The organism is Actinophytocola sp., assembly GCF_035712165.1.
Taxonomy (GTDB): domain Bacteria; phylum Actinomycetota; class Actinomycetes; order Mycobacteriales; family Pseudonocardiaceae; genus DASYTH01.
On the sequence record NZ_DASTBH010000538.1, the window covers coordinates 1 to 5,498 of the forward strand.

At 71.1% G+C, this 5,498-nt stretch carries 5 protein-coding genes and 1 pseudogene; 3 read left to right on the forward strand and 3 right to left on the reverse strand.

Annotation, left to right across the window (positions count from 1 at the left end; all coding sequences use genetic code 11):
- A pseudogene (locus tag VFO68_RS30455) lies at positions 1 to 253 on the reverse strand (hypothetical protein); the annotation flags it as partial.
- Positions 254 to 323: 70 nt separating this feature from the next.
- On the opposite strand from VFO68_RS30455, the gene VFO68_RS30460 reads away from it, so the two are divergent.
- A complete protein-coding gene (locus tag VFO68_RS30460) occupies positions 324 to 1,781 on the forward strand; it encodes a serine/threonine-protein kinase (protein WP_325161859.1) in 1,458 nt (485 codons plus the stop codon).
- A gap of 69 nt (positions 1,782 to 1,850) precedes the next feature.
- Here VFO68_RS30460 and VFO68_RS30465 read toward each other — a convergent pair whose 3' ends face one another.
- Complete coding sequence (locus VFO68_RS30465) at positions 1,851 to 2,852, reverse strand: LacI family DNA-binding transcriptional regulator (protein WP_325161860.1); 1,002 nt, start codon at positions 2,850 to 2,852, stop codon at positions 1,851 to 1,853.
- 105 nt (positions 2,853 to 2,957) lie between these two features.
- Here VFO68_RS30465 and VFO68_RS30470 point away from each other — a divergent pair, with 105 nt between their 5' ends.
- Together VFO68_RS30470 and VFO68_RS30475 are read left to right on the forward strand one after the other, a co-directional pair.
- Positions 2,958 to 3,293 (forward strand): L-rhamnose mutarotase, encoded by a 336-nt coding sequence (locus tag VFO68_RS30470; RefSeq protein ID WP_414635604.1) that lies wholly within the window; start codon positions 2,958 to 2,960, stop codon positions 3,291 to 3,293.
- Positions 3,294 to 3,309: 16 nt separating this feature from the next.
- Positions 3,310 to 4,731, forward strand: a complete 1,422-nt coding sequence (locus tag VFO68_RS30475) for a BNR repeat-containing protein (protein ID WP_325161861.1) — start codon at positions 3,310 to 3,312, stop codon at positions 4,729 to 4,731.
- A gap of 96 nt (positions 4,732 to 4,827) precedes the next feature.
- On the opposite strand, the gene VFO68_RS30480 is transcribed toward VFO68_RS30475, so the two are convergent.
- On the reverse strand, positions 4,828 to 5,256 hold the full coding sequence (locus VFO68_RS30480; protein WP_325161862.1) for a nuclear transport factor 2 family protein: 429 nt from the start codon (positions 5,254 to 5,256) through the stop codon (positions 4,828 to 4,830).
- Positions 5,257 to 5,498: the final 242 nt, after the last annotated feature.

Below are 5,498 nucleotides of genomic sequence, written 5' to 3' on the forward strand. Positions count from 1 at the left end.
CCATCGCCGACCGGAGTGGCTCGACGTCGTTGGAGCAGGCCTCGTTGACGGACACCACCTGGGGGTGGCTTGCGGCGATCACGGCGGCGGCCTTGGCCATCACGTCGTCGCCGGTGAAGCAGTCGGCCCAGCCGCCGTGGCAGATGTTGAGCTGGAGCACCCGGACCGTGCCGGTCGAGGCGGGGGCCTCGAGCGGGGCGCTCACCAACGCCGCGCCGAGTACGACGGCCGCGGCGACGACTCCGATCCGCATGACGTGATCGTATGGGGCTGGCAGCCGCAAACGGCGAACGAAACCGGACGCGATGGGTAGGCTCCCGCCGGTGCGGACCGACGATCCGGAGCGGATCGGCAGCTACGGGATTCTCGGCCGGCTCGGGTGCGGAGCGATGGGCACCGTGTTCCTCGGCCGGTCCCCGGGTGGCCGGCTGGTCGCGGTCAAGGTCGCCCGGGCCGAACTGGCGGAGGACACCGGTTTCCGGGACCGGTTTCGGCGTGAGGTCGCGACGATGCGCGCGGTCGGCGGGTTCTGGACGGCGGCGGTGGTGGACGCCGACCCGGACGCGCCCCGGCCGTGGCTGGCCACCGAGTACGTGCCCGGCCCGAACCTGCACGACGCCGTCACCGGCCACGGCACGCTGCCCGAGCCGGCGCTGCGCCGCCTGGTCGCCGGCCTGGCCGAGGCGCTCATCGCCATCCATGCCGCCGGCCTGGTGCACCGCGATCTCAAGCCGGCCAACGTGTTGCTCGCCGAGGACGGCCCGCGAGTGATCGACTTCGGTATCGCCCGCGCGCTCGAACAGGTCCGGCTCACCGCCACCGGCATGTTCGTCGGCACGCCGGGTTACCTGTCGCCGGAACAGATCGACGGCCGGGAGGTCACCCCGGCCAGCGATGTCTTCGCGCTCGGCTGCGTGCTGGTGTTCGCGGCCACCGGCCATGGCCCGTTCCGCGGTGGCGACACGATGGCGCTGCTGTACCGGGCGGTGCACGGCCGGCCGGACCTCGACGGGGTGCCGGCGAGCCTGCGTCCGCTGGCGTCGCGGTGCCTGGACCGGGATCCGGCGCTGCGCCCGACACCGGCCGACCTGCTCGCCGAGGTCGGCGAGCCGGGCGTGGACGCGTGGCTGCCGGACCGGTTGCGCACCCTGGTCGCCGAGGGCGTAACCGAGATCCCCAGGGGTATTCCCCGTTCGCCCACCCGGCGCTATGCCCGAGCGAACGGACCCCTCATGCCAGCACCCCAGGACGATTCGGTCGACGCACCGGCCGGCGCCGGAAACCGAGCGGTGTTCCGCACCTCGCGGGTGTCGGCGGCGGTGTGGGCCGCCGTGTTCGGCGTCGCCGCCCTGCTCTGCGCGGCGATGTCCCAGTCGGCCAACCAGTTCGGCGACAACCTGCCGGCCGTGCTGCTGTTCGTGGCGTTCGTGGTGCTGCTCGTGCCGACCGCTCGGATGCTGTGGATCCTGCTGCGGCCGGGCCGGTGGGTGGAGCTGTCGGCCGACGGGTTGACCGTCGGCCGGGGCGAGCGGCGCAGGCGGCTCGCCTGGTCCCAACTGGCCCGGGTGCGCGTGGTGGAGGACAAGCGCCGGCCGTGGCTGGTGGCGTGGCTGGCCGACACCGAGGTGTCCCGCGCCGACCTGGGTCCGGCCTACTCCGGCGGCTTCCGGGTGTTCCCGGTGGCGCACGAGCGTCGCCCGGCCGGCCGGCGCCGCGAGGTGCGGGAGCTGCGGGCGGCCCTGAGTTGGTACGGCGGCGCGGTCTACGACCCCAGCACCTAGTGTCCCGCGCCGGAAATCTGCCACCGCCTGGATCACCGGACTCAGGCACCGAATTTCCGGCGCGGGACACTAGGTGGACTCGCGCAGCACCAGATCGGGTTTGAACATCACCTGCTGGTGTGCGTGGGTGTCGGGGTGGTCGCACTCCTCGAGCAGCAGCCGGGCAGCGGTTCGTCCGATGTGGACGGTGGGCTGCCGGATCGAGGACAGCGGCACGGCCGCGTCGGCGGCGAACTCGATGTCGTCGTAGCCGAGCAGCGCGATGTCGTCCGGAACCCGGCGGCCGGTGCTGACCGCCGCCCGCAGCACGCCGAGGGCGAGCAGGTCGTTGGCGCAGAACGCGGCTTCGATCCGGGCGCCGCGTTCGAACAGCCCGATGGCGGCCTCGTAGCCGAGCCGGGCCTTGAGCGCGGGCGCCTCGATCACCGTGATCAGGCGGTCCGGGTCCTCGCCGGCGGCGGCGACCGCGCGGCGCAGCCCGGTCAGCCGGTCGGCGCACTGCCGCAGGCCCAGCGGTCCGGTCACGTAGGCGATGTCGCGGTGGCCGCGCTCGATCAGGTGGGTGCCGGCCAACTCGCCGCCCGCGACGTCGTCGACCGCCACCGAGCAGCAGTCGACCCGGGGGTCGTGCCGGTCGACCAGCACGGTCGGGGTGCCTCGGGTGCGCAGTGCGTCGAGGCGTTCCGAGCTGACCGAGACCGGGGTGATCAGCACGCCGCGCACCCGCTGCTCCTCGAGCACCTGCAGGTGCCGGTTCTCCCGGTCGCCCTGCTCGTCGGAGTTGCACAGCATCAGGGCGTAGCCCTGTTCGGTGGCCACGTCCTCGACGCCCTTGGCCACGTCCTGGAAGAACGGGTTGGCCATGTCCAGCACGATCAGGCCGAGTGAACGGCTGGTGCCGGCGCGCAGCTGGGCGGCCGAGGAGTTGCGCACGAAACCCAGCTCCGCGATGGCGGCGAGCACCTGTTCCCGGGTGCCGACCGCGACCTTCTCCGGCCGGTTGAGCACATTGGACACCGTGCCGATGGAAACCCCGGCCCGCTCGGCGACGTCCTTGATGCTCACTGGCATTCCTGAATCGTATCAACGGATCGAGCCGCAACCGTGTCTTGACGTCCCCAGCAAACTGCCTTAGCTTGGCGGCAACCGTGATGAAACGTTTCATTCGGAGGACCTGTGGAGCCGCTGCGCGCACCGCGCCGGATCTGCTTCCTGTTGCGGGTGCGGCCCGACCGCATCGAGGAGTACCGGCGCCGGCATGCCGAGGTCTGGCCGGAGATGCTCGAGGCACTGCGCCGAACCGGGTGGCGCAACTACTCGCTGTTTCTCCGGCCGGACGGCCTGCTGGTCGGCTACTTCGAGACCGACGACCTCGACGCGGCGCTGGACGGGATGGCCGCGACCGAGGTCAACGCGCGGTGGCAGGCGGACATGGCGCCGTTCTTCGAAGGTTTGCCCGGAGCGCCCGACGAGGGGATCGTCCCGTTGGCGGAGGTGTTCCACCTCGATTGATCATCAGGGAGGACAGATGGCCGGGCCTGACATGCGACCGCTCACCCTGCTCGCCGTCGCACTGACCCTGCTGCTGACGCCGGTGCCGGCCGCCGGCTCCGGTGTCCTCGCCGGCCCGCCGGCGACGCTGCTCGCCGACACCCAGCTCGACCCGACCGCGCTGTACTTCGTGTCCTTCGACGGTCTGGTCAACAACGAGTCCTTCCAGCAGGACGCGATCGTCAGCTTCGCCGGCTACCAGTACGCCGCCTGGTACACCGCCAACCGCAACGCCGTGGTCGCCCGGCGGGCCCTGCCGTCCGGCGCCTGGGAACGGGTGGTGCTGCCGCACCCGTTGTCCACCAACGACTCGCACAACGTGATCTCGCTGGGCATCTCGCCGTCCGACGGCCGGTTGCACGTGGCCATGGACACCCACAACACCCCGGTGTTCTACGTCAGGTCCGAGGCCGGGCTGGTGTCCGCGCCGGCCTCGCGCACCTGGACGGCGGCCCGGTTCGGTGCGGTGCAACGAAACCTGGACGGGGTGGACCTCGGCGGGATCTCCTACCCGCAGTTCGTCCGCACCCCGGAGAACCGGCTGCAGCTCAGCTACCGCACCGGCGGTTCCGGCAACGGCACCAACGAGTTGGCCGAGTACGACGGCGGCACCTGGCGCAAGCTCGGCCGGTGGTCGTCGGCCACCGGGTCGTGGCGCGCACCCAACGGTGTGACCAGCACGACCCGCAACATGTACCTGCACGGGCTGACCTACGGGCCGGGCGGGCGGCTGCACGCGGCGTTCACCTGGCGGGAGGGCAACACCGGCGTGCTGTGCAACGCCGGAGGGCTGACCAACCACGACACCGGCTACGTCTACAGCGACGATCGCGGCCGCACCTGGCGCACCCCGGCCGGTCAGCCGGCCGGAACGACCGGAGGCGCCGCGGTGGCCGTGTCCGCCGGCCTGGTGGTGGATCCGCTGGATCCCAACCATGGCCTGATGAACCAGGAGAGCCAGGCGGTCGACTCGGCCGGCAACCCGCACGTGGTGATCAGCTACGTGCCCGGCCGGTTCACCCAGTGCGTCACCGGCTACGCGGCCGACCGCACCCGGTGGGGCCGGGCCTTCCACGTGTTCCGCACCGCGGCCGGAAGCTGGACCAAGTTGGAGGTGCCGGTCGCGCCGAACGCCACAGGACGCACCCGGATCGTCTTCGACCGCAACGACAACGCCTACCTGATCATGCCGTTCGGCCGCATCGTCAGCGCGTCGCGGGCCAGCAACTGGACCGACTGGACGCTGGTGTTCGACCGGCCGGGCATGAACGCCTTCGGCGAGGTGGACGTGGACGCCTCGCGGCTCGCGAGCGAGGGCGTGCTGTCGGTGCTCTACCAGCAGCGGTCCAGCGGCACCACGCCGTCGCCGATCCGGGTGGCCGACATCCGGCTTGGCTGAGCGGCCCAGGTAGGGCATCCGATCATGCGGTGGTAATTGGGACTTTCGGAATTCCGGCTACCAGCCTGGTGCGAACGGGGTATGCGTCGTAGGTTGCTAAGGGTGATCGCTGTCCGGGCGCACCGCCGGCGTGAAAAGAAACGTCGTGCGATCAGCGAGCAGGCCGTTGTCGGCGACGGTGAACACGTCGACGAAATCGACATGCGGATCGTCCCCGTTGCCGGGCAGCAGGTTGCGCGCCTGGCCGAGCGCGGCGACCCGGCGACCGGCACCGAAAACCTCGCGCACGGCGTGCCGGACGAACCTGGTGCCGCGGCGCGAAACCTCCACGCGCTCCAACTCCTCGCGTCCGATGACCTGGCACGATCCGGGCTGCCGCACCACGGCCCGCTCGGTGAACAGCGAGCAGTAACCGTCGACATCGCCGCGGTCGAGGTAGTGGTAGCTGAGCCGAACGTGATCCACCGCGGTGGCGACCAGTTCGGTTTCCGGCCACCACAATGTGGACGCGTTGTTTGTCGTCATGCCGATCCATCCCGTCCGGCCGCCTTACCGTGCCGGACCTATCCTGACCGCGCCCGCCATCGGCCCACTATGGCCCCGTTATCGCGGCCGGAACCCGGAAAACAGGTCAGTTCCGGGACAACTGGAGGTCGGAGATGGACGTGACGAAGTCCGCCGAGCCAGTCGATCCCGGTGGCCACCCGGTGCGGTTCAAGATCCTCGGTCCGATCGAGGTGACCTGCGGAGACGTCGCGGTGCGCATT

Coding starts and splice junctions, on each gene's coding strand:
- VFO68_RS30465 (WP_325161860.1), bottom strand. CDS start 2,852: ATGCCAGTGAGCATCAAGGACGTCGCCGAGCGGGCCGGGGTTTCCATC.
- VFO68_RS30475 (WP_325161861.1), top strand. CDS start 3,310: ATGGCCGGGCCTGACATGCGACCGCTCACCCTGCTCGCCGTCGCACTG.
- VFO68_RS30480 (WP_325161862.1), bottom strand. CDS start 5,256: ATGACGACAAACAACGCGTCCACATTGTGGTGGCCGGAAACCGAACTG.